The sequence below is a fragment of the Castellaniella sp. genome (assembly GCF_041675725.1).
Lineage (GTDB): Bacteria > Pseudomonadota > Gammaproteobacteria > Burkholderiales > Burkholderiaceae_B > Castellaniella.
The window spans coordinates 31,022-49,627 of the sequence record NZ_JBAYTI010000004.1 but is presented as its reverse complement, the minus strand read 5'-3'; the positions used below and the strand labels follow the sequence as shown (position 1 = coordinate 49,627).

The 18,606-nt window shown below is 64.7% G+C and carries 19 protein-coding genes; 12 read left to right on the top strand and 7 right to left on the bottom strand.

All coding sequences use genetic code 11. The annotated features are described in order from the left end of the window. Positions 1-41 precede the first annotated feature (41 nt). The 8 genes from WCZ84_RS01530 (at position 42) to WCZ84_RS01495 (ending at position 6,642) form a co-directional block, all read left to right on the top strand. Positions 42-959 (top strand): polyprenyl synthetase family protein, encoded by a 918-nt coding sequence (locus WCZ84_RS01530; protein ID WP_372684515.1) that lies wholly within the window; start codon positions 42-44, stop codon positions 957-959. Positions 960-991: 32 nt separating this feature from the next. After that, a complete protein-coding gene (gene dxs / locus WCZ84_RS01525; RefSeq protein WP_372684491.1) occupies positions 992-2,851 on the top strand; it encodes a 1-deoxy-D-xylulose-5-phosphate synthase in 1,860 nt (619 codons plus the stop codon). After that, positions 2,848-3,657, top strand: coding sequence for a GTP cyclohydrolase FolE2 (folE2, locus tag WCZ84_RS01520; RefSeq protein ID WP_372684490.1), 810 nt, complete (start codon positions 2,848-2,850; stop codon positions 3,655-3,657). The genes dxs and folE2 overlap by 4 nt, the downstream gene beginning before the upstream one ends. Before the next feature lie 90 nt (positions 3,658-3,747). Further along, positions 3,748-4,113: a 30S ribosomal protein S6 gene (gene rpsF, locus WCZ84_RS01515; RefSeq protein ID WP_372684489.1), complete on the top strand. Its 366-nt coding sequence runs from the start codon at positions 3,748-3,750 to the stop codon at positions 4,111-4,113. A gap of 4 nt (positions 4,114-4,117) precedes the next feature. Further along, entirely contained in the window at positions 4,118-4,423 is a 306-nt protein-coding gene (gene priB, locus WCZ84_RS01510) for a primosomal replication protein N (protein ID WP_372684488.1), read from the top strand. A gap of 46 nt (positions 4,424-4,469) precedes the next feature. Beyond that, complete coding sequence (rpsR, locus tag WCZ84_RS01505) at positions 4,470-4,742, top strand: 30S ribosomal protein S18 (protein ID WP_372684487.1); 273 nt, start codon at positions 4,470-4,472, stop codon at positions 4,740-4,742. Positions 4,743-4,755: 13 nt separating this feature from the next. Then, complete coding sequence (rplI, locus tag WCZ84_RS01500; protein ID WP_372684486.1) at positions 4,756-5,211, top strand: 50S ribosomal protein L9; 456 nt, start codon at positions 4,756-4,758, stop codon at positions 5,209-5,211. 57 nt (positions 5,212-5,268) lie between these two features. After that, positions 5,269-6,642, top strand: coding sequence for a replicative DNA helicase (locus WCZ84_RS01495; protein WP_372684485.1), 1,374 nt, complete (start codon positions 5,269-5,271; stop codon positions 6,640-6,642). 31 nt (positions 6,643-6,673) lie between these two features. Here WCZ84_RS01495 and pdxA read toward each other — a convergent pair whose 3' ends face one another. The 4 genes from pdxA to WCZ84_RS01475 are packed head-to-tail and all read right to left on the bottom strand — an operon-like array spanning position 6,674 to position 10,339. After that, positions 6,674-7,663, bottom strand: coding sequence for a 4-hydroxythreonine-4-phosphate dehydrogenase PdxA (pdxA, locus tag WCZ84_RS01490; protein ID WP_372684484.1), 990 nt, complete (start codon positions 7,661-7,663; stop codon positions 6,674-6,676). A gap of 16 nt (positions 7,664-7,679) precedes the next feature. Continuing rightward, the gene (locus tag WCZ84_RS01485) at positions 7,680-9,401 is read right to left on the bottom strand and encodes a PhoH family protein (protein WP_372684483.1); all 1,722 of its coding nucleotides are present in this window, start codon (positions 9,399-9,401) and stop codon (positions 7,680-7,682) included. 12 nt (positions 9,402-9,413) lie between these two features. Continuing rightward, a complete protein-coding gene (locus WCZ84_RS01480; RefSeq protein ID WP_372684482.1) occupies positions 9,414-9,884 on the bottom strand; it encodes a peroxiredoxin in 471 nt (156 codons plus the stop codon). After that, positions 9,881-10,339 (bottom strand): Mth938-like domain-containing protein, encoded by a 459-nt coding sequence (locus WCZ84_RS01475; RefSeq protein ID WP_372684481.1) that lies wholly within the window; start codon positions 10,337-10,339, stop codon positions 9,881-9,883. The genes WCZ84_RS01480 and WCZ84_RS01475 overlap by 4 nt, the downstream gene beginning before the upstream one ends. Positions 10,340-10,509: 170 nt before the next feature. Between WCZ84_RS01475 and alaC the strand changes: the two genes are divergently transcribed. From alaC to thrC, 3 genes are read left to right on the top strand one after another with little or no spacing between them, the layout of a single operon-like run. Further along, positions 10,510-11,697: an alanine transaminase gene (gene alaC / locus WCZ84_RS01470; protein ID WP_372684480.1), complete on the top strand. Its 1,188-nt coding sequence runs from the start codon at positions 10,510-10,512 to the stop codon at positions 11,695-11,697. Further along, a complete protein-coding gene (locus WCZ84_RS01465) occupies positions 11,694-12,998 on the top strand; it encodes a homoserine dehydrogenase (protein ID WP_372684479.1) in 1,305 nt (434 codons plus the stop codon). Before alaC ends, WCZ84_RS01465 begins: the two co-directional genes overlap by 4 nt. Next, complete coding sequence (thrC, locus tag WCZ84_RS01460; RefSeq protein ID WP_372684478.1) at positions 12,995-14,395, top strand: threonine synthase; 1,401 nt, start codon at positions 12,995-12,997, stop codon at positions 14,393-14,395. The genes WCZ84_RS01465 and thrC overlap by 4 nt, the downstream gene beginning before the upstream one ends. Here thrC and hpnE read toward each other — a convergent pair. From hpnE to hpnC, 3 genes are read right to left on the bottom strand one after another with little or no spacing between them, the layout of a single operon-like run. Continuing rightward, a complete protein-coding gene (gene hpnE / locus WCZ84_RS01455; protein ID WP_372684477.1) occupies positions 14,383-15,684 on the bottom strand; it encodes a hydroxysqualene dehydroxylase HpnE in 1,302 nt (433 codons plus the stop codon). The two genes, thrC and hpnE, sit on opposite strands and share 13 nt — an antisense overlap. Beyond that, complete coding sequence (hpnD, locus tag WCZ84_RS01450) at positions 15,681-16,544, bottom strand: presqualene diphosphate synthase HpnD (protein WP_372684476.1); 864 nt, start codon at positions 16,542-16,544, stop codon at positions 15,681-15,683. The genes hpnE and hpnD overlap by 4 nt, the downstream gene beginning before the upstream one ends. Beyond that, a complete protein-coding gene (gene hpnC, locus WCZ84_RS01445) occupies positions 16,541-17,419 on the bottom strand; it encodes a squalene synthase HpnC (protein ID WP_372684475.1) in 879 nt (292 codons plus the stop codon). Before hpnC ends, hpnD begins: the two co-directional genes overlap by 4 nt. Positions 17,420-17,471: 52 nt before the next feature. Between hpnC and alr the strand changes: the two genes are divergently transcribed. Further along, a complete protein-coding gene (alr, locus tag WCZ84_RS01440) occupies positions 17,472-18,599 on the top strand; it encodes an alanine racemase (RefSeq protein WP_372684474.1) in 1,128 nt (375 codons plus the stop codon). Positions 18,600-18,606 lie beyond the last annotated feature (7 nt).

Genomic DNA, 18,606 nt, shown 5'->3' with positions numbered 1-18,606 from the left:
CAGCCGCGCTGGCCCGGCCCGCTCCAGGGGGCCTGTGCGGCATGACGTCGGCCCTGCCTGAATTCGAAGACTGGCTGCGCGCCACGGTCGAGCGTACCACGTCCGTGCTGGACGAGCTGCTGCCCGATCCGGGCGATTCCGATCCGGCGCATCTGCACGCGGCCATGCGGTACGCCGTGCTGGGGCCGGGCAAGCGGGTGCGCGCTGCGCTGGTCATGGCCGCGGGCGAGGCCAGCCGTTCGGCCGGCGGGCCGCCCGATGTCCTCGATGTCGCGCTCGACAACGCCGCAGCCGCGGTCGAACTCGTTCATGCCTATTCACTGGTGCACGATGATCTGCCCTGTATGGATGACGACGATCTGCGCCGTGGGCAGCCAACAGTGCATCGGCGCTACGGCGAGGCCCTGGCCATGCTGGCGGGCGACGCCTTGCAGCCACTGGCCTTTGATTGCCTGGCCCAAATGCCGATCGCGCCGGCGCTGGTGGTGCAGGCGGTGCAGCTGCTGGCGCGGGCAGCCGGCAGCGACGGCATGGTGGGTGGGCAGGCGGTCGATTGCGCGCATGCCGGGCGTACCATGTCGATGGCAGCACTGCAGCAGATGCATCGGATGAAGACGGGTGCTTTGCTCGAGGCCAGTGTGTTGTTGGGGGGCGTGGTGGCGGGGGCCAGCTCGACCGTGCGAACTGGGCTCGAAGCCTATGCCCTGGCGATGGGGCTGGCCTTTCAGGTCGTCGATGATATCCTCGACGTGACGGGCGACGCCGGTACGCTGGGCAAGACGCCGGGCAAGGACGCGGCCCACGACAAGCCCACCTATGTCTCCACGCTCGGGCTGGACGATTCCCGCGATCTGCTGGCCAGTCTGCACGAACAGGCCAAGACGGCACTGTTGCCGCTGGGCCCGTCCGCACGGCGTTTGCACGAATTATCTGATTTCATCATAGGCCGCTCGTCCTGACATGGCGCACGCGGCCTCGAATCAATGACCTTATGACGACTTTACTTGAAGGGATCCAATCACCGGTCGATTTGCGCCGGCTGAAGCGTCAGGATCTCGCCCCCCTGGCAGACGAACTGCGCGCTTTCGTGCTCGAGTCGGTTGCCCGCACAGGGGGCCACCTGTCTTCCAACCTGGGGACAGTCGAACTGACTCTTGCGCTGCATTATGTCTTCAATACGCCGGATGACCGGCTGGTCTGGGATGTCGGCCATCAATCGTACCCGCACAAGATCCTGACGGGTCGACGAGAGGCGATGGCGGGCTTGCGTCAATGGGGCGGGATTTCCGGATTCCCCCGGCGCTGTGAATCGCCCTGGGATGCCTTTGGTACCGCGCATTCGTCGACGTCGATTTCAGCGGCCCTGGGCATGGCCGTGGCGGCTCGCAACGCGGGGCTGCAGCGCCAGCACATTGCCGTCATCGGCGATGGGGCGATGACGGCCGGGATGGCGTTCGAGGCGCTCAACAACGCCGGCGTGCTTTCGGACGTCAACCTGCTGGTGGTGCTCAACGACAATGACATGTCCATATCGCCTCCGGTGGGCGCCCTGAATTATTATTTTTCGCGTCTGCTGTCGGGGCAGTTCTATGCGCGGGCGCGCACGATGGGGCGCGCAGTGCTGCAGCATGTGCCGCCGGCCCTGGCGCTGGCGCGCAAACTTGAAGGGCATGCCAAGGGCATGCTGTCGCCCGCCACGCTGTTCGAAGAGTTGGGCTTTCATTATATGGGGCCCATCGACGGGCATGATCTGGATGCGCTCATTCCCATGCTGGAAAACGTCCGGCAGCTGGGCGGGCTGCAGTTCCTGCATGTGGTGACGCGCAAGGGCCACGGCTATAAGCTGGCCGAGGCGGATCCAGTGCTCTACCATGGGCCAGGCCGCTTCGACCCGGCCGTCGGCATCCAGAAGCCGAGCCGGCCGTCGCGGCAAAGCTTCTCCCAGGTATTCGGCCGCTGGCTGTGCGATATGGCCGACCACGACGACAGGCTGATCGGCATCACGCCGGCGATGCGCGAGGGCAGTGGGCTGGTCGAATTCGAACGCCGCTTTCCCGCTCGCTATTTCGACGTCGGCATTGCCGAGCAGCACGCCGTAACCTTCGCCGCAGGGCTGGCCTGCGAGGGCAACAAGCCGGTGGTGGCGATCTACTCCACGTTCCTGCAGCGCGGCTATGATCAGCTCATCCACGACGTCGCCCTGCAAAATCTGGACGTCACTTTTGCCCTCGATCGGGCGGGTATCGTTGGGGCGGATGGCGCCACGCATGCCGGCAATTACGATATTGCCTTCCTGCGCTGTATTCCCAACATGGTGGTCGCCACCCCGTCCGATGAGCACGAAGCGCGCCTGCTGCTCAATACCTGCTATCACTTTGCAGGCCCGGCTTCGGTGCGCTACCCGCGCGGGGCCGGGTGCGGGGCCGAGCCGGGTACCAGTCTCGAGAGCGTGGCAATCGGCCAGGCCGTGCGGCGACGCACAGGCACTGGCATCGCTTTGCTGGTCTTTGGTACCCTGCTGCCCGAGGCGGCCGGCGCGGCCGAGGCGCTGGATGCCACCCTGGTCGACATGCGTTTCGTCAAGCCCCTGGACGAGTCCCTGCTGGCGCAGCTCGCCCAGGACCACACGCTGTTCGTGACCATCGAAGAGGCTGCCATCATGGGGGGCGCTGGCAGTGCCGTGGCCGAATTCTTTCATCGAGAGGCCATCGAGCGCCCCATCCTGCAGTTGGGCCTGCCCGATGAATTCATCGATCATGGCGAGCAAAAGGCCATTCTGGCTCGCCTCGGGCTGGATGCCGTCGGTATCGAAGCGTCCATCCGTCAACGTTTGTCAAGGAAGCTCACATGAATACCGTGCTCGATCCGGTGCTGACCACTCTGCCGGATGTGCAGGGCGGGCCGGACACCCGCCAGATACCGATACAGCGCGTCGGCGTCCGGGGGCTGAGACAGCCGCTGATGATTGCGGCGGGTGGCGAGCCGCAGGCGACTATCGCCGAAGTCGAAATGACCGTGGCGCTGCCAGCCTCCGAGAAAGGGACCCACATGTCGCGCTTCATTGCGCTGCTCGAGGAATACCGTTCGCAGCCCCTGTCCGCCGAGGGCCTGGGGCAGATGGCGCAGCGCATGCTCGACCTGCTGCAGGTGCAGGCAGGCGACATTCTCTTGGCTTTTCCCTATTTCGTGGCCAAGCAGGCGCCGGTATCCGGCGCTCGCAGCCTGATGGACTATCAGGTGTCCTGGCAGGTGCGCGCCCAAAAGAACCAGCCTTCGGTGTTCGTCTTGCAGGTACAGGTGCCGGTGACCAGTCTGTGTCCATGCTCGAAGGCCATCTCGCGCTATGGCGCCCATAACCAGCGCTCGCTGGTCACGTTGGATCTCGGTGTGGCGCTCGGACAGGTCCCCGATCTGGCCGGCCTGATTGCGCGGATCGAAGCCCAGGCCTCATGTGAGCTATGGGGCCTGCTCAAGCGGGCAGACGAAAAATACGTCACCGAACACGCCTACGAGAACCCGAAATTCGTCGAGGATCTGGTTCGGGACGTGGCCATGGTGGTCCAGAACCTGCCAGGCGTCAGCCATTATCGGGTACAGGCCGAGAATTTCGAATCCATCCATAATCATTCTGCCTACGCCATGGTAAGCAGCCACTGAAAATGTTAATATAGATGGTTACTTGCTCGATAAGCCACCGTGCTGTCGGGCTGTCTGTTCATCCGCACAGATATCCATAAGGAGTCCATCATGCGTCACTACGAAGTAGTGTTCATCGTGCATCCCGATCAAAGCGAGCAGGTGCCCGCCATGATCGAGCGTTATCAGGCCATGGTCACCGGCCATGGCGGTCAGATCCATCGGGTCGAAGACTGGGGTCGCCGTCAGCTGGCCTATCCCATCCAGAAGCTGGTCAAGGCGCATTACGTGTGTTTCAACATCGAATGCAACCCGGTCGCCCTCGAAGAGCTCGAACATTCGTTTCGCTACAATGATGCCATCTTGCGTCACCTGTTCATCAAGACGCGGCATGCGCACACAGAGCCGTCACTGATGATGAAATCCGTCGAGCGCGACGAAGCCCGCAAGGCGTCCACCGAGACCCAGAATTCCTGACCCGGTGTCCCTGCGATCCGTCAACCAGCTCGAACTCGTCGCCCAGGCCAGCCAGGTCGAACCTTTGCGGCATACGCCGGCGGGTACGCCCATCGCGCACCTGCGGCTCGAACACCAGGGCGAAGCCAGCGAAGCCGGGCTGTCGCGCCAGGTTGGCTTTGGCATCCGGGCGGTCGCGGTCGGCCCTCTGGCGCAGCAGCTGGCTGCCATCGAGCCCGGCACGCTGCTGCAAGTCTGCGGTTTTTTGGCTCCGCAGCGGCAAGGGTCCGACCAGCTGGTCCTGCATGTACAGCAGTTCAAGACACTTTGAATCCATCCGCCAGCGGCTAGCTGGCACATCGATATAGGCATTTATCATGGCATATTTCAAGAAGCCCAAAGACAAGCGCCGGTTTGGCCAGCAGAACCCTCTGTTCAAGCGGCGCAAGTTCTGCCGGTTCACCGCGGCCAAGGTCGAGGAAATCGATTACAAAGACCTCGACACCCTGCGCGACTTCATCCAGGAAAACGGCAAGATCATCCCGGCGCGTCTCACCGGCACCAAGGCTCACTACCAGCGCCAGCTCGATACCGCCATCAAGCGGGCCCGCTTCCTGGCCCTGCTGCCGTACACCGACAACCACCACTGATAGGGCGCTCGTCATGCAAGTCATTCTGCTTGAAAAAGTCTACAACCTGGGCAATCTGGGTGACGTGGTTCGGGTGCGCGATGGCTATGCCCGCAACTATCTGATCCCCCAGAAGATTGCGCGGCGGGCCACAGATGCGGCCCTGAAAGAGTTCGAGGCGCGCCGCGCCGAACTCGAAAGGCATCAGGCTGAAAAGCTGGCCGCTGCCCAGGCATTGGCCGACAAAATCCACGGCTACGCGCTGGTGATCAGCCAGAAGGCTGGGGTCGATGGGCGCCTGTTCGGCTCGGTCACCAACATGGACGTGGCGAGGGCCCTGCAGGCAGCCGGTTTCGAAGACGTGCACAAAGGCCAGGTGCGCATGCCCGATGGGGCCATCAAGGCGGTGGGTGAATTCCCGTTGCAGGTGGCACTGCATGCAGATGTGGTGGCCGACGTCACCCTTACTGTGCAAGGTGAAATGGCCTGATTGCGCCATGCCGGCGGGTCCGGCATGGCGACCCAAGGGCCCGTTCGAGGAATCGCTGTGGAAATCCAAACGGACGCCCAGCTGGATTATCTGCGCGTCCCGCCCCATTCGGTCGAGGCCGAGCAGTCCGTCTTGGGGGGCTTGCTGCTCGACAATGCGGCGTTCGACCGCATCGCCGACGTTCTGGCCGAAGATGATTTCTATCGCCACGACCATCGGCTGATCTGGCAACACATCACGCGTCTGATCGCGCTGTCGCGCCCGGCGGATGTGGTGACCGTGCTCGAATCCCTGAGCACGGCGGGCCGGCTCGACGAATGCGGTGGGCTGCCCTATCTCAACGCGCTGGCCCACAATACGCCATCGGCAGCCAACATCCGGCGCTATGCCGAGATCGTGCGCGAGCGCTCCATGCTGCGCAAACTGGTCACGATTGCCGACGAAATCTCTGCCGCGGCGTTCAACCCCCAGGGCAAAGAAGCGCGTCAAATTCTCGATGAGGCAGAATCCAGAGTCTTTCAGATCGCCCAGGAAGGCGCACGCGGCATGGCCGGGTTCCAGGAGATCCGCCCGCTGCTGGCCCAGGTGGTCGAGCGCATCGATGAGCTCTACCATCGCGAGGGCGATTCGGACGTCACCGGGGTTCCAACGGGGTTCCACGATCTCGACCGCATGACGTCCGGCCTGCAGCCGGGCGACCTGATCATCGTCGCCGGGCGGCCGTCCATGGGCAAGACGTCATTGGCCATGAATATCGGCGAGCACGTAGCCATCGAACAGGGTTTGCCGGTCGCCGTGTTTTCCATGGAGATGGGCGCCGTACAGCTGGCGATGCGCATGATTGGCTCGGTGGGGATGCTCGACCAGCACCGCATGCGTACCGGCAAGCTGGGCCAGGATGACTGGCCGCGCCTGACGCACGCCGTGCAGAAGGTCGAACAGGCCCAGATCTACATCGACGAGACGCCTGCGCTGACCGCGATGGAAGTGCGCGCCAGATCCCGGCGCCTGGCCCGGCAATGCGGTCGCCTGGGGCTCATCATCATCGATTACCTGCAGCTCATGTCGGCCAGCAGCTCGGGCGAGAACCGCGCCACGGAGATCTCTGAGATCAGCCGCTCCCTCAAGAGCCTGGCCAAGGAGCTCGACTGCCCGGTGATGGCGCTCTCGCAGCTCAACCGCAGTCTCGAGCAACGGCCCAACAAACGCCCCGTCATGAGCGACCTGCGCGAGTCCGGGGCCATCGAGCAAGATGCCGACGTCATTTTGTTCATTTACCGCGACGAGGTCTACAACCCCGATTCCCCAGACAAGGGCTCGGCCGAAATCATCATCGGCAAGCAACGCAACGGCCCGATCGGCACGGTACGTCTGACATTTCAGGGCGCCAGCACCCGGTTTCTCAATTTTTCCGCGTCACCGGGTTTTTGATCTTCTGTTTTTGCGGCGTCCGCGAGGGCGCTCAGGGCTTTGCGGACATGCGCAGCGCCATGTGCAGTGCCGCTTCCAGGGAATCCGCCTGTGCGACGCCCTGGCCCGCGATGTCGAACGCCGTGCCGTGATCGACGCTGGTGCGTACGAACGGCAGACCCACCGTGACATTGACCCCGGTATCCAGGCCCAGGTACTTCACAGGGATCAGCCCCTGGTCGTGGTATTGGGCAACCACGATGTCGAATTCGCCTTGCCGCGCGCGCATGAAGACGGTGTCCCCTGGCCAGGGCCCGCTGACGTCCAGCCCTTCTGCGCGTGCCTGGGCGATCGCCGGCTGGATGATGCGGATTTCTTCATCGCCGAAGGCGCCGTTTTCCCCCGCATGCGGGTTCAGCCCCGCGACCGCGATGCGCGGCGTCGCCACGCCGCTTTGCAGGCAGGCCAAGTGCGCCAGCCGCATGGCGTCGAGCTCGGCTTGCACGCTGATGGCGTGCGGCACCTGAGCCAGCGGAATATGGATCGTGACCAGCAGGACACGCAGCTGGTCGTTGGCGAGCATCATCGCGTAGCGGGGCGTGCCACTGCGCTTGGCCAGGATCTCAGTGTGGCCCGGGAACGCCAGCCCCGCCCGCTGCATGGCTTCTTTGTTCAGGGGGGCGGTCACCAGCGCCCTGAGCCGGCCCGCCAGGGCATCGTCGATCGCGTGGCACAGGTATTCGTAGGCGCCCCGGCCGGCCCGGGCGTCGACCTGTCCCCACGGCAGATCGGCGGGCAGCCCGCGCCAGCGATCGAGCACGCCGATTTGCATTCCGGTCGAGCCTGGCCCCGGCACATCCAGTGGAACAATCGAGAGCGCGTCGCCCAGGCCCACTACGGCGCAGGCTCGCTGCAAGGTCGCGGCATCGCCGTAGACGACCGCCGGGTGGGGCAGGCCACGGGCGAACAAACGCACGATGAGCTCGGGGCCGATGCCGCAGGCATCGCCCATGGTGAGGCCCAGGGGCTGGGCCGAGCGCATCGGAGCGCCGGCCCCTTCAGAGGGCGGCGCTGGCATAGTCGGCCAGGCGCGACCGCTCGCCGCGCTGGAGAATGATGTGGCCGGCGTGCGGCCAGCCCTTGAACCGGTCGACGACGTACGTCAGGCCCGAGCTGCCTTCAGTCAGGTAGGGGGTGTCGATCTGGGCGATATTGCCCAGGCAGACAATTTTGGTGCCCGGCCCGGCCCGGGTGATCAGTGTCTTCATCTGCTTTGGGGTCAGATTCTGCGCCTCGTCGATAATCAGGTATTTGTTCAGGAAGGTGCGGCCGCGCATGAAACTGAGCGATTTCACCTTGATGCGCGAGCGGATCAGGTCCAGCGCCGGCAGATGGCGGCCCCATTCGCTCTGGCTGGCCGCAGAGGCGGTATTGCGGCTTGCGCCCTGGTGGAGGATCTCGAGATTGTCTTCGAGGGCCCCCATCCAGGGGAGCATTTTTTCTTCTTCGGTACCGGGCAGAAAGCCGATGTCATCGCCCACTGGCACTGTGGCCCGTGTGATGATGATCTCGGTGTGGCGGCGCGTGTCGAAGACCTGGGCCAACCCGGCCGCGAGCGCCAGCAGGGTTTTACCGGTCCCGGCTTGGCCCAGCAGTGAGACGAAGTCGATGTCGGGGTTGAGCAGCAGGTTGAAGGCGAAATTCTGCTCGCGGTTGCGCGCCGTGATGCCCCAGACACTGTTTTTGCCGTGGCTATGGTCTCGCAATGTGGACAGGACCGCGCTGCGCCCCGTCACTTCGCGCACCTGGGCGTAGAGCGGCATGTCGCCCTCGAGCCAGACGAATTCGTTGACGATCAGCTGCTGGCACAAAGGTCCGTGTATCCGATACCAGGTGAGGCCATCCTGTTGCCAGGATTCGACCTGCTTGCCGTGGCGGGCCCAGAAGTCATCCGGCAGGGGCATGACGCCACCGTAGAGCAGATCGGTGTCGTCGATGACGTGGTCATGCAGGTAGTCTTCAGCCGCCAGCCCCAGGGCACGCGCCTTGAGGCGCATGTTGATGTCCTTGGACACCAGCACGACTTCGCGCCCCGGGGGCGCCTGCCGTAAATCGTGCACGATCGATAGAATGACGTGGTCGGCCTTGCCCATGGGCAGTTCGATCGGCAGCGGTGCCGCTGCAGGGCGCATCTGAAAATACAGCAGGCCCGTTGCCTCGGTATTGCCCAGGGCATCGAGCGGCACGCCTTTGGTCAGGTCGGCGGCTTGTATGAGCTGGTCCAGGAAACGGCTGACCTGGCGCGCATTGCGCGCCACTTCCGATAGGCCTTTTTTCTGGTGGTCGAGCTCTTCGAGCACGATCATGGGCAGAAAAATATCGTGTTCGGCGAACCGGAACAGCGAGCTCGGGTCATGCAGCAGGACGTTGGTGTCCAGAACGAACAGTTTTTTGGGGCCGGCCTGGCCAGTGCCGGCCAGGCGGCGAGACGATGTGGTCTGCACGGCACCGCGCTTGCTGGCACGCGGGGCACGATCCGGGGGCGGATCCTTGCGTGCAGCCGGCACCGGCACGGTCGCCCCGGCGCCAGGGCCGGCTGCCGGGCGGGCCGTCTCCACGGCGGGCTGCTTTCCGGGTTTGGCGGCTGGTTGGCGGGCGGGCACCGATGGCGCTGGCGTTTCGGCGGGAGTGGGCACTGCAGTGGCAGCGGGCGTCGCGGTGGATTCGCTCGATGGGCGGACCCGATCGCCCAGACGGGCGGGTGGTTTGGGCAGCGGCATGGGGCGGCTGCCTCAGGTGCCCAGGGCCTGTACGGCCTGCAGGACTTCGGCCGCGTGGTCCGGTACGCGTACGCCCCGCCATTCGCGCGCCAGCTGGCCGGCCGCATCCACCAGGAACGTACTGCGCTCGATGCCGCGCACTGGCTTGCCATACAGGGTCTTGTTTTTCATGACGCCAAACAGCGTGCACAGCGCTTCATCGGGGTCGCTGATCAGGGCGAAGGGCAGGGATTGTTTTTCCGCAAAACGCTCGTGGGACTTCAAGGAATCCCTGGAGACGCCAAACACCGCGCATCCGTGTGCCAGAAATTGCCCGTGCAGGTCACGGAAATCCTGCGCCTCGGTGGTACAGCCAGGGGTGTTGTCGCGCGGGTAGAAATACAGGACGTACGGCTTGCCGGCCAGCTGGGCCGAATCGAACGGACCCTGGGTGGATGGACCAGTCAGGCGGGGAATGGGTTGCCCCACGATGGGCAGGCTCATGCAGAATCTCCAAAAAGCAATAGGGCCAGGACACGCCGTTCTTCGGACATGAGGATGTTGTACGTGCGGGCGGCGGCGTGGGTGGTCATGGCTTCGACCCCGATGCCGGCCATGAGCAGGGGACGTATGACGTCTGGGGGCAGAAAGGCCTGGCACGACCCCGTGCCGATGAGCACGACTTCGGGGGCGTCGTCTGGCCGTTCTAGCGGGGGCGGCGCATCGTCGAGGAACGCCATCGGGTCCTGCGGCGCGGCGCGCAGGCCCACCAGCTCTGTCAGCAGGGTGCTGTCGATGTCGGCGACGCTGTGCAAGGATAGCGTGCGGATCGGGCCTTCGGGGGCCAGGCAGACCGATGTCTCGAAGCGTTCGCGGTTGATCTCCAGATAGCCTTCGCCGTAGGCGGTGACGGTGTTCAAAGACGGATTCGATTCTTTTTGCAACAGCACGTGGGGCATCCTTTGCGGGTCTTGCCAATGTGATCAATGATAGCGCAGCATGGCCAGGGCCGTCGGCTCTTTCATCCGCTGCGGCCGCCTCATTTGCGAGAGTGGCACGCTTGAGATAGATTATCGGATTTGCTGCACCGCAATTTCTGCTGTGGCCAAGCTTTTTTCAGGGGCTCCCCATGAAGACTTTCTCGCGCATCGAGCGTCTGCCACCTTATGTGTTCAACATCACCGCAGAACTCAAGATGGCGGCCCGGCGGCGGGGCGAAGACATCATCGACATGTCCATGGGCAATCCGGATGGGCAGACGCCCAAGCATATCGTCGACAAGCTGGTCGAGGTGGCGCGCCGCGACCATACGCATGGCTATTCGGTGTCACGCGGTATTCCGCGGCTGCGCCGGGCAATTTCCCAGTGGTACGAACGGCGTTATGGGGTCAGCGTGGATCCGGACACCGAGGCCATCGTCTCGATCGGCTCGAAAGAGGGGCTGGCCCACCTGATGCTGGCGACGCTCGATCGGGGCGATACGGTCCTGGTCCCCAACCCAAGCTATCCCATCCACATCTATGGGGCGGTCATTGCCGGTGCCAATATCCGTTCGGTGCCCATGACGCCGGGTCTGGATTTTTTCGATGAAATCGAGCGGGCCGTGCGAGAATCCATTCCCAGACCCAAGATGATGGTGCTGGGCTTTCCGAGCAACCCGACGGCGCAATGCGTAGAGCGGCCTTTTTTCGAACGCATCGTCGCGCTGGCCAAAGAGCACGATATCCTGGTCGTGCATGATCTCGCCTATGCCGACATCACGTTCGATGGCTACGTCGCTCCGTCCATCATGCAGGTGCCCGGGGCCAAGGACGTGGCGGTCGAGTTCTTCACGATGAGCAAGAGCTACAACATGGCCGGGTGGCGCATTGGCTTCATGGTGGGCAACCAGGATCTGGTCGGTGCCCTGGCGCGCATCAAGAGCTACCACGATTACGGTACGTTCACACCCATTCAGGTGGCGGCCATCACGGCGCTCGAAGGGCCGCAGGATTGTGTGGCCGAAGTGGTCGAACAGTACCGCAACCGGCGCAACGTGCTGTCGCGCGGGCTGATCGACGCCGGCTGGCCGGTCACCATCCCCAAGGCGTCGATGTACATCTGGGCCCGCATACCGGAGCCCTATCGGGCCGGGGGGTCGCTGGAATTCTCCAAGCGGCTGCTGGCCGATGCCAAGGTGGCGGTATCGCCAGGCATCGGGTTTGGCGAATACGGCGACGAATACGTGCGCTTCGCCCTGATCGAGAACGAACAGCGCACGCGGCAAGCGGTGCGCGGTATCAGAGACATGTTTCGCAAGGATGGGTTGATTCAATGAAACCGTTGCGTGTGGGGCTGCTTGGCCTGGGGGTCGTCGGGGGCGGCGTGTGGATGGTGCTATCGCAGAATGCCGAGGAAATCTCCCGGCGCGCCGGGCGGCGCATCCAGGTCACGGCCGTGGCCGTGCGTGACGTGGCCAAGGCCCGGACCCTGCTGGGTCCAGACGTGCGGGTCACCACCGACGGCATGGCGCTGGCACGGGATCCGGACGTCGACATCGTGGTCGAGCTAATGGGCGGGGACACTGTCGCGCGCGCCTGCCTGCTCGAAGCCATTGCCCACGGCAAGCACGTGGTCACGGCCAACAAGGCGTTGCTGGCCGTTCACGGCAATGAAATCTTCGCCGCCGCACAGTCGCGCGGCGTGATGGTCGCGTTCGAAGCCGCCGTGGCGGGCGGCATTCCCATCATCAAGGCGATCCGCGAGGGCCTGACGGCGAATCGCATCCAGTGGCTGGCTGGCATCATCAATGGCACGACCAACTTCATTCTCTCCGAAATGCGCCAGCGCGGCCTGCCTTTTCAAGCGGTATTGGCCGAGGCGCAGCGCCTTGGATACGCCGAGGCCGATCCCACGTTCGACATCGAAGGCGTCGATGCCGCGCACAAAATCACCTTGCTGGCCTCGCTGGCTTTCGGTATTCCGGTGCAGTTCGACAAGGTCCACATCGAAGGCATTGCCTCATTGGCGTCAGAAGACATTCGCCACGCCGAGCGTCTGGGATACCGTATCAAGCTGTTGGGCATGACGCGGCATCGGCCCGAGGGCATCGAACTGCGGGTGCATCCCGCCCTGGTGCCCGATACCTGTCTGCTGGCGCAGGTGGAAGGCGCCATGAACGCCGTTCTGGTGCGTGGCGATATGGTCGGCACGACCCTGTACTATGGGCAGGGCGCCGGCGCCCTGCCCACGGCGTCGGCCGTCGTGGCCGACCTGGTCGACGTGGCGCGTCTGCATCGGGCGGATCCGGGGCATCGCGTGCCTCACCTGGCCTTCCAGCCCGAGTCCATGGCGGACATCCCCATTCTGCCCATGGCGGACGTCCGGACCAGCTATTATCTGCGCCTGCGGGTAGACGACCGACCGGGGGTACTGGCCGATCTGGCCCGGGTCCTGGCCGCAATGGGGATATCCGTCGGTTCCATGTTCCAGCAGCCCCACGGCGAACATCAGGCCGACATCATTTTCCTGACCCACGAGGCCCGAGAGGGCGACGTCGACCAAGCCCTGCAGACTATTGCCGGGTTGCCATTCGTGCACTCGGGGGTGACTCGGCTGCGGGTGGAGAACATCAATTGAACTATCTGTCCACGCGGGGCGGGATGGCCCCGGCTCCCTTCTGCGACATCCTCCTCGAAGGTCTGGCGCCGGATGGGGGGCTGACGTTGCCCGAACGGCTGCCGCGGCTGGATGCCACGACCCTGGCTGCCTGGCAGTCCCTGTCTTACGCCGAGCTGGCCGCCCGCGTCCTGGGCCTGTTCATCGGCGATATCCCCGAAGACGATCTGCATGGCCTGACTCATGCGGCCTATGCGCCCGCTGTGTTTCCGCGCATCGCACCGGTCAAGCCGCTGCGCGACGGGCTCATGTTGCTGGGCCTGTCCGAGGGGCCGACCCTGGCTTTCAAAGACATGGCCATGCAGTTCCTTGGGCAGGTCTTCGAGTACGTGCTGGTGCGCCGGGGCCAGACCCTGAACATCCTGGGGGCGACGTCGGGCGATACCGGATCGGCAGCAGAGTACGCTTTGCGTGGCAAGGCAGGCATCGCCGTCTTCATGCTCTCGCCGCATGGCCGCATGAGCGCCTTTCAGCGGGCCCAGATGTATTCGCTGCAGGACGGCAACATCCACAATCTGGCCCTGCGTGGCGTGTTCGACGAATGCCAGGATGTGGTCAAGACCTTGGCCGGCGACCTCGATTTCAAGCAGCGCTACCGGCTGGGCGCCGTCAATTCGATCAACTGGGCGCGCATCGCGGCCCAGGTCGTTTACTACGTCTGGGGTTATCTGCGCGTTGCTCCGCATCCGGGCGGCCAGGTTTCTTTTGCGGTTCCATCGGGCAATTTCGGCAACATCCTGGCCGGCCACATCGCCCGCCAGATGGGGGTCCCCATCCATCGGCTGGTGCTTGCCACCAACGAAAACAACGTCCTGGAAGAGTTCTTTCGTACCGGCCTGTATCGGCCCCGGCCGGCCAGCCAGACCCAGGCGACCTCGAGCCCGTCGATGGATATTTCACGGGCTTCGAACTTCGAGCGTTTCGTTTTCGACCTGGTCGACCGGGACCCGTTGCGCGTCACTGAGCTGATGCGCAGTGTGCACGAACAGGGGCAGTTCGACCTGTCGGCGTTGCGGCCGCAGTTCGAAGATCGCTATGGGTTCGTGGCCGGCACCAGCACGCATGCGGACCGCTTGCGGACGATACGGCAAACGCTCGAAGAAACGGGGAGGCTGGTGGATCCGCATACGGCCGATGGCCTGAAGGTCGCCGCTCAGTACCTGGAACCCGGCATACCCATGCTGGTGCTCGAAACAGCCTTGCCCGCCAAGTTTGCCGAAACGATCGTCGAGGCGACCGGTCAGTGGCCCGCGGTACCGGCCGGTCTCGAGGATCTCGAGCAGCGGCCCCAGCGGGTCGAGGTGCTCGACTGTGATGCGGCCCTGGTGGCCGATTACATCCGGCATCACGCCCTTTGATCATCGAGGGCCAGACCGGCCGCCCGAAGCCCGCTGCAAACGGCGCCCTCCAGGGTGGCCGGGTAGCCGGTGTCCGTCCAATCGCCTGCAAGAAACAGGCCTGGCCAGCGTGTCCTCGGGCCTGGGCGGCAGAGGCTGGGCTGGGCATCGAACGTGGCGCGCTTTTCATTCACCAGCAGATGCGCCCTGACAGGGGGCAGGGGCTGTGCGGCTTGCCCATCGATCTGCCGGACGATGTGCTTGAGCACGGTCGGCCGGTCCAGGTGGGCAAGGGCGTGGGCGCGGGCAATCACGACGTGCAGCAGGCAGCGCTCGGCCGGATCGCGGGCGATATGGTGGCGATTGAACAGCCAGTGCCCATTGACGGCGAGGCGAGGGTCGGGCGCCAGCATCGCCATGGGATTGGGCTGCGGCCAGGGGGCATGCAGTTGCAGGGTCAGCGTGGCGATGGCGGCGTGCTGGTAGCGCGGCCATTTGGCCAGTTCGGCGGATGCGTGATCCAGCGTGCCGAGCAGCCGGCGTGCCTCGGGTTCCGGCGTGGCCACGATGACCTGGCCGAAGGCCTGCCCGTCGACTTGCCAGCCGTGCCCGTCGTGTTCCACATGGTGGACGCGTCGATACACGAGTTGCGTGCCCAGCCGGGTGCAGACGGCTGCCGGCCACAAGGCGTGCAACCGTGTTCGTGGGATCAGAACCCGGCTGGCCTGGGCGTCGGCCCCCAGACTCTCGGCAAGCAGGCGCGCCAACAAGCGTGCGGAGGCGTGTTCGAGCGGCGTGTTCAGCGCAGCCAGGGCGAGAGGGCGCCAAAGGTGCTCAAGCAGCGCCGGCGAACCCTGCAGGGAGGCCAGCCAGTCGGCTGCATTCAGTGACGCGGAAACTTCGGACCGACGCGCATCCTGCAGTACCCGGAACAGATGTTGCCAGCTGGCCCAACCGCCCAGGCCGCGGCTCAGGAGCAGGCTGCCGGCGAGATTCCAGGGTGCGCGCCAGGGCGGCAGATGAAAGCTGAATCGGCCATTCAGGGTCGCCAGCTTCAAGGGCCGTTCGTCCAGGACGTCCGAAGGCCGGACGCCCAGACTGCGCATCAACGCCAGCGTACGTCGGCATGCGCCCAGCAGCACGTGCTGCCCATTGTCGATGGCCAGGCCTAGGGCGGCGGATTCGATTGTGCGGGCCCGCCCCCCCACCTGGGCCGCTGCTTCATAGACACGGACCGAGCCGCCCGCCTGCAGCACCTGCGCGGCCGCTGCCAGGCCGGCCCAGCCGGCCCCTATGATCGCCACGTTCATGCCGTGCGGTCGCGAATCAGGTGCTTGCCGCCGCCGACCCAGACTTTCCAGGCGAGCCAGAACTTGCGAATGGGTGTCAAGGCAATCCGTTTTTCCAGCACGCGCCAGTGGTCCCGCTCGATTTCGTCGAGCAGCGTCGCATAGATGGCGGCCATCATCAGCCCCGGACGCTGCGCCCTGCGATCCGCCTCGGGCAGTGCCAGCAGGGCCGTACGGTAAAGATCGCGGGCCCGTTCAGTCTGCATGCGCATCAGGGGCTCAAACCCTTCAACGTATCGGCCATCGAGAATGTCGTCCACTTGCACGCCGTGCCGAGCCATTTCGTCGGCGGGCACATAAATCCGCCCGCGCCGGGCATCGTCGCCGACGTCCCGGATGATGTTGGTCATCTGGAAGGCCAGCCCCAGCGTTTCGGCGTACTTCAGGGTACGCGCGTCGATGAAGCCGAAAATCCGAGCAGACAGTTCGCCGACCACCCCGGCGACGTGCCAGCAGTATTTTTGCAGCGCGGCCCAGTTCTCGTAGCGGAACTGGTCCAGGTCCATTTCCATGCCCTCGATGATCGCATGGAACCGCGTGGCTTCCAGGCCATAGGCCTGGAGGTGGGGCTGCAGGGCCAGTGCGACCGGATGGTCGGGCGTGCCCTGGAACATCTGCTCGACCTGGCCTCGCCACCAGGTCAGCTTCATGCGGGCGACCGAGGCCTCGTTGACCTCATCGACGATGTCATCGACTTCGCGGCAAAAGGCGTACAGGGCGGTAATCGCCCTGCGGCGCTCGGGCGGCAGGAACAGAAAAGCGTAGTAGAAGCTGGAGCCGCTTTGGGCCGCTTTTTGCTGACAATATTCGTCTGGGGTCATGAAGGTGCCGAAACAGGTTGGGGCCGTGACTGGCAGAATGCGCGCCAGCATAGCAGGATGGTATCCCGGCGATTCAGAATGGGGCGGTTGGCAAAAGGGTTGTAGCCACCGGCCGCAAGCTTTTCCAGTACGCGCAAGCCCCCGTGGACCACGAGGCGCAGCTCAAGCCCAATACGGCCTGGCAGGCGCCAGGCCAGCGGGCTGCCGGCCAGCAGCGCCATGCGGGCCTGCTCGGATTGTTCGTGCAGCACAGCCCGCCAGTGCTCGGGCACGCGCGCAGGGGGCGCCTGGCATAGCGCCGCCAGCTCTTCCATTCGGGCCCCATGACGCAACAGGCAGTCCTGGGGGATATAACAGCGGCCCTTGGCGTGGTCCAGTGCCACGTCCTGGCAGAAATTTGCACGCTGCAGCCCGGTGCAGAGGGCATCCGACTGCCGTCGATCCAGCGGATCGGTGGTGCCGTACAGATGCAGCATCAGCCGTCCGACGGGGTTGGCCGAGCGCTGACAGTAATCCAGCAAGGCCGGTTCGTCTTCATAGCGCGACTGCCGGACATCCTGCCGGAAGGCCGAAAGCAGATCGAATAGTGGCTGTACCGGCAACTGGTGCCGGTGGATGGTCTCGCCCAGCCGTGTGAACAGCTCGCGCTCGGCGCCCGACAGGGACGCGGGCAAGGGCTGGGCGCTGCACAGGGCCTGCAAGGCGCTGCGCCAGCCTTCCAGGGCTTGCAGGCGATCATCGGGCCCGGCATCGCCTTCGTCGGCCAGGTCGTCCGCGCCGCGTGCGAAAGCGTACAACTGGCGTACGGCAGGGCGCAGGCGCGCCGGCAGCAGGAGCGAGGCCACCGGAAAGTTCTCATAATGATCGATACCCATGGTGAGGCAGTATACTGAGCCCGGTCCTCGTTCGGCTTTTTTGGGAGACTGAATGCCGCGCCCTATATTGGCCACCATCGACACGCATGCATTGGCTGACAATCTCGGCGCGGTCAGCGAATTTGCCCGCGCCACGCTGCCAGGCGTGTTCGTGTGGGCCGTGATCAAGGCGCGCGGCTACGGACACGGTATCGAGGCGGCCGTTCGGGGTTTTGCCCAGGCCGATGGGCTGGCGCTGCTGGATTTCGACGAGGCTGTGCAGTGCCGCACATTGGGCTGGCGCAAGCCGATTCTCTTGCTCGAAGGGTTCTTCGAACCCGCCGATCTGGCGCTGGTGCAGGCGTATGAGCTCGCTATCGTGGTGCATTGCGCCGAGCAGCTGGACATGCTCGAGTCCGCGACTCTTGGGCGGCCGGTCGATGCCTGGGTCAAGCTGAATTCGGGCATGCATCGGCTGGGCTTCCAGCCTGCAGAGTATCGGCGTCAATATGCCCGGGCCTTGGCGCTGCAGGCCGGGGGGTGTCTCGGGCAGGTGGGCAAGATGACCCATTTTGCCCGGGCCGACGATGATCCCGGCACGACGCGCGCACAACTCGATTGCTTCCGCAGCATCACGCAGGGGCTGCCGGGTCCCGTCAGCGTTTGCAACTCCGCAGCCACCCTGACGGCAGGCCTGTCGCGCACGCTCGGGGATGGCCCCCAGGCCGTGCGCCCGGGGGTGTGCCTCTATGGCGCCAGCCCCTTTCCAGCGAAAACGGCAGCAGAATTGCACTTGCGTCCGGCCATGACGCTGGCCTCAGTGCTCATTTCCACCCATCGTATGCAGGCCGGCGACGGCCTCGGCTACGGGCACGCCTACCGGGCACCGCACGACATGCGGGTCGGCATCGTGGCTTGTGGCTATGCCGATGGCTATCCCAGGCACGCACCAACCGGCACGCCGGTACAGGTGGCGGGGGTGCGCACCCGTTTGCTGGGCACCGTCTCCATGGACATGCTGGCGGTGGATCTCGAACCGGTGCCGCAAGCCGGGCCCGGGGCGCCCGTCGTCCTGTGGGGCGAGGGCGGCCCATCCGTCAACGAGGTCGCCGCAGCCAGCGCCACCATTGGCTACGAATTGCTCACGGCATTGGCGCCGCGGGTTCCGCGCCGAATCCTTCCGGCCGTTGGCTCAGGGTGAGATCATC

Coding starts and splice junctions, on each gene's coding strand:
- WCZ84_RS01485 (WP_372684483.1), bottom strand. CDS start 9,401: ATGCCGCTGCCCAAACCACCCGCCCGTCTGGGCGATCGGGTCCGCCCA.
- rpsF (WP_372684489.1), top strand. CDS start 3,748: ATGCGTCACTACGAAGTAGTGTTCATCGTGCATCCCGATCAAAGCGAG.
- WCZ84_RS01480 (WP_372684482.1), bottom strand. CDS start 9,884: ATGAGCCTGCCCATCGTGGGGCAACCCATTCCCCGCCTGACTGGTCCA.
- rplI (WP_372684486.1), top strand. CDS start 4,756: ATGCAAGTCATTCTGCTTGAAAAAGTCTACAACCTGGGCAATCTGGGT.
- pdxA (WP_372684484.1), bottom strand. CDS start 7,663: ATGCGCTCGGCCCAGCCCCTGGGCCTCACCATGGGCGATGCCTGCGGC.
- WCZ84_RS01475 (WP_372684481.1), bottom strand. CDS start 10,339: ATGCCCCACGTGCTGTTGCAAAAAGAATCGAATCCGTCTTTGAACACC.
- WCZ84_RS01465 (WP_372684479.1), top strand. CDS start 11,694: ATGAAACCGTTGCGTGTGGGGCTGCTTGGCCTGGGGGTCGTCGGGGGC.
- hpnD (WP_372684476.1), bottom strand. CDS start 16,544: ATGACCCCAGACGAATATTGTCAGCAAAAAGCGGCCCAAAGCGGCTCC.
- hpnE (WP_372684477.1), bottom strand. CDS start 15,684: ATGAACGTGGCGATCATAGGGGCCGGCTGGGCCGGCCTGGCAGCGGCC.
- hpnC (WP_372684475.1), bottom strand. CDS start 17,419: ATGGGTATCGATCATTATGAGAACTTTCCGGTGGCCTCGCTCCTGCTG.
- folE2 (WP_372684490.1), top strand. CDS start 2,848: ATGAATACCGTGCTCGATCCGGTGCTGACCACTCTGCCGGATGTGCAG.
- alr (WP_372684474.1), top strand. CDS start 17,472: ATGCCGCGCCCTATATTGGCCACCATCGACACGCATGCATTGGCTGAC.
- WCZ84_RS01530 (WP_372684515.1), top strand. CDS start 42: ATGACGTCGGCCCTGCCTGAATTCGAAGACTGGCTGCGCGCCACGGTC.
- alaC (WP_372684480.1), top strand. CDS start 10,510: ATGAAGACTTTCTCGCGCATCGAGCGTCTGCCACCTTATGTGTTCAAC.
- dxs (WP_372684491.1), top strand. CDS start 992: ATGACGACTTTACTTGAAGGGATCCAATCACCGGTCGATTTGCGCCGG.
- rpsR (WP_372684487.1), top strand. CDS start 4,470: ATGGCATATTTCAAGAAGCCCAAAGACAAGCGCCGGTTTGGCCAGCAG.